This is a genomic window from Tissierella sp. (genome assembly GCF_052089545.1).
Classification (GTDB): domain Bacteria; phylum Bacillota; class Clostridia; order Tissierellales; family Tissierellaceae; genus Tissierella_A.
Map to the genome: position 1 here is coordinate 477 of NZ_JBQDAA010000229.1, position 3,048 is coordinate 3,524.

Annotated in this window: 4 protein-coding genes; 1 reads left to right on the forward strand and 3 read right to left on the reverse strand. The window is 29.0% G+C overall.

What is annotated here, in order from left to right; translation table 11 throughout:
- The coding region (locus tag ACTHW2_RS12025) for a patatin-like phospholipase family protein (protein ID WP_442264155.1) at positions 1-1,136 on the reverse strand (1,136 nt) is incomplete at its 3' end.
- A 129-nt stretch (positions 1,137-1,265) separates the two neighbouring features.
- On the opposite strand from ACTHW2_RS12025, the gene ACTHW2_RS12030 reads away from it, so the two are divergent.
- The gene (locus ACTHW2_RS12030; protein WP_442264156.1) at positions 1,266-1,691 is read left to right on the forward strand and encodes a deoxycytidylate deaminase; all 426 of its coding nucleotides are present in this window, start codon (positions 1,266-1,268) and stop codon (positions 1,689-1,691) included.
- Here the strand turns inward: ACTHW2_RS12030 and ACTHW2_RS12035 are convergent, their stop codons facing one another.
- Together ACTHW2_RS12035 and ACTHW2_RS12040 are read right to left on the reverse strand one after the other, a co-directional pair.
- Positions 1,692-2,348: a ribonuclease H family protein gene (locus ACTHW2_RS12035; RefSeq protein ID WP_442264157.1), complete on the reverse strand. Its 657-nt coding sequence runs from the start codon at positions 2,346-2,348 to the stop codon at positions 1,692-1,694.
- A gap of 115 nt (positions 2,349-2,463) precedes the next feature.
- Positions 2,464-2,973, reverse strand: a complete 510-nt coding sequence (locus ACTHW2_RS12040) for a type 1 glutamine amidotransferase domain-containing protein (protein ID WP_442264158.1) — start codon at positions 2,971-2,973, stop codon at positions 2,464-2,466.
- Between the last annotated feature and the right edge of the window lie 75 nt (positions 2,974-3,048).

Here is a 3,048-nt window from a genome sequence, read left to right on the forward strand (position 1 = left end):
AAATCTACTTTTTTTATGATTTTTTCTAAAGAACTTTCTTCTACTTCTTTTAATTCAATTGGTCCTATATTTCTTATCAGATCTAATAAATCATCAAAAGTATATATATTAAATTCTTCTATAGATAATTCCATGGCTTTTTTCTCTATTAATTCAATCAAAACATCTTCATAGGTAAAGCCTTCTCTCAATCCCATAATAGAACCAAGTTTAGGAACTATATGCTCAAACAAGGTTCTTTTATTAGGCACCCTATCTATATTTAATTTATTTAATATTTCCTTTATTTCTATTTCCCTTAAATTTAATAAATAATCTAAATAATAGTCTTCATCATTGGGCTCTATATAGTAGATCTTTCCTTTTAAATTTCTAAAAACTTTTAAAGCATCATAATATCCCATTTTTATATTTTTTTTTGCTTGTTCTTTATCACATATATATGATCTTCCTATATCTCTAGATGGAGATATTACAATCATATTTCCATCATCGTTAGGAGGCCTTCTGATAAATCCTTTTGAGTGTGTTCTAACAAGTATAAGATCTTTATAGCCCTTTTTTTGTAGTAATTTAAATGGTAAATTATCATAAAAGCCTCCATCTAAATAAATCTTACCATCTAATTTTTCAAATTTAAATATAGGAACATATGCAGATGCAAGTAAATAATCTCCTAACTTGCCCTGTGGAATATCTTCTATAAAAACTTCTACTGGTATTCTATCAGTAAGATTAATTGTAACCATACCAAAATCTATAGGAGATTTTCTAACTCTTTCTTCATCTATATATTTATTTATCATATCTTTAAAAGGACTTATGTCTAAACCCCTATCTGTTATTACTGATATTATTTTTTTAGAAAGAAGTTTTAAATCTTCTAAATCTAATTTTGTATTTAGTAAGTTTTCAATTTCCATTTCGTTAGCTTGGATTATATCAGTGTAAGATATATCATTCCATAAGTCTAAGATAGTTTCAAAATCTCCTTGAACTATCATAGCTCCATTTAAGGCACCTATAGATGTTCCTGTTACACCTTTTATTTCTATCTCTTCTTCTAGTATTGCTTTATATACACCGGCATGATAAGAGCCTTTTGCCCCTCCCCCTTCTAAAACTAAACCATACATGAAAATCATCTCCTGTTTTAAAGTTTTATGGTATAATTCTTATAAAGAAAACTTTCATTAGATACTTTCTAATGCTAAAATGTACTTACAGTATACAACTGGATAAATATATTAAATGGAGGTGAGTTTATGTCTAATAGAAAAAGTTGGAAAGAATATTTTATGGAAATTACAAATTTAGTTGCAAGTCGTTCTACATGTGACAGAGCTTTTGTGGGATGTCTAATTGTAAATGATGATAACAGGATTGTATCTACTGGATACAATGGATCTGTTAGAAAAAACCCTCACTGTGATGATATAGGTCACAAAATGAGAGATGGACATTGCATAGCAACTATTCATGCAGAAATAAATGCATTATTATATTGTGCTAAAGAAGGCATTTCAGTAAAAAACTGTAGTGCTTATGTAACCCATTTCCCCTGTCTAAACTGTACAAAAGCACTCATTCAAGCTGGAATAAAAAAAATCTACTTTCAAAATGATTATAGAGTAGATGATTATGCGGTAGAACTTTTAAATATAAACGGAATCGAAATAGAGAAATTATAATTATACCAGTCCATCTTCTATTGCTTCTTTAGCTAATTTATCAGCCAGCTCATTATATTTTACACCACTATGGGCTTTAACTTTAACAAATTTAACATCTAATTTATCTTTTATAGAATCATAATATTTCTTATAAAATTTTGTTCCTTCTTTATTGGTCTTCCATTCTCCTATGGCCCATTTTTCTATACCTGCATAATCATAATGAAGAGAGAGTTTTTGGTAGTTCTTGTCTATAGCAATAGACATAGCTACCATAGCTCCTTTTAATTCTCCAGAAACATTTCTCATTTTAACTAATTCAGGATCATCATCTTTTCCCTTAAATGTCTCCATACCACTTTTTGTTATTATAACTGCTCCATAACTATATAACATATGTTTAAGAGAAAAACTTCCATCTACATAAGCTATCATTTCATCTTCTAACATTAATCCTTCTTCAAACTCATTTTCCTCTTTTTTAATTTCTATTTCCTTCTTAACCTCTCTTACCCCTATATTATTTCCGCCTATAAATGCTAAAGCTTCTTCATATGTTTTAAACTTTTTAAATTTTGCACCTTTAAATCCTTTTACCTGTTTCTCACATTCACCCCAGGTATTATATACTCCTGGTGCATTTCCTACCTTTACTGCATAAAAATATTTGCTCATTTAAGTTTCTCCTAATGTTTTAATTTTATTATATCCAAAAATGGCCAGTTAAACCAGCCATTTTAGAATATAATATATTATATTTTAATTTATCTAAATTTCATCCATAAAAGCTTTATTTTAAAGCTTTTAAAATTGCCTTTGTCCAAGGAACCATATCCTTAGGACTTCTTGAAGTTATAATATTTCCATCAACTACTACTTCTTCATCTACAAATTTTGCTCCTGCATTTATTAAATCATCTTTTATAGATTTAACTGCAGTAACTTTTTTACCCTTAATATCACAAGAAGAAGCCAGCATCCATGGACCATGACAAATTGCTGCTATAGGTTTTTGAGCCCTATCTAATTCTTTAACAAAACTTAAAGTAGCTTCACATCTTCTCATATGATCTGGCGAATAACCACCTGGAATTACAACCATTTCATAGTCCTTAGCATCTATATCCTTTGATGCATGTGTGCTCTTAACAGGATAAGAACCAGATTTTCCTATATATACTTTATCTTTTTCAGTCCCAACTAGATGAACCTCATATCCTTCTTCCATAAGTCTATAATATGGATATAAAAGTTCTACTTCTTCATATAACTTTTCTACTAATACAGCTATTTTCTTCATAGTCTCCTCCTTGATTTAATAATTAATAGCTCGTTGCAGAACTCTACAACTCGCATATTTACTACGTTTATTTAC

What these genes read in the sequence shown, in the direction of transcription:
- ACTHW2_RS12030 (WP_442264156.1), top strand. Translation starts at nt 1,266, where the DNA reads ATGTCTAATAGAAAAAGTTGGAAAGAATATTTTATGGAAATTACAAAT.
- ACTHW2_RS12035 (WP_442264157.1), bottom strand. Translation starts at nt 2,348, where the DNA reads ATGAGCAAATATTTTTATGCAGTAAAGGTAGGAAATGCACCAGGAGTA.
- ACTHW2_RS12040 (WP_442264158.1), bottom strand. Translation starts at nt 2,973, where the DNA reads ATGAAGAAAATAGCTGTATTAGTAGAAAAGTTATATGAAGAAGTAGAA.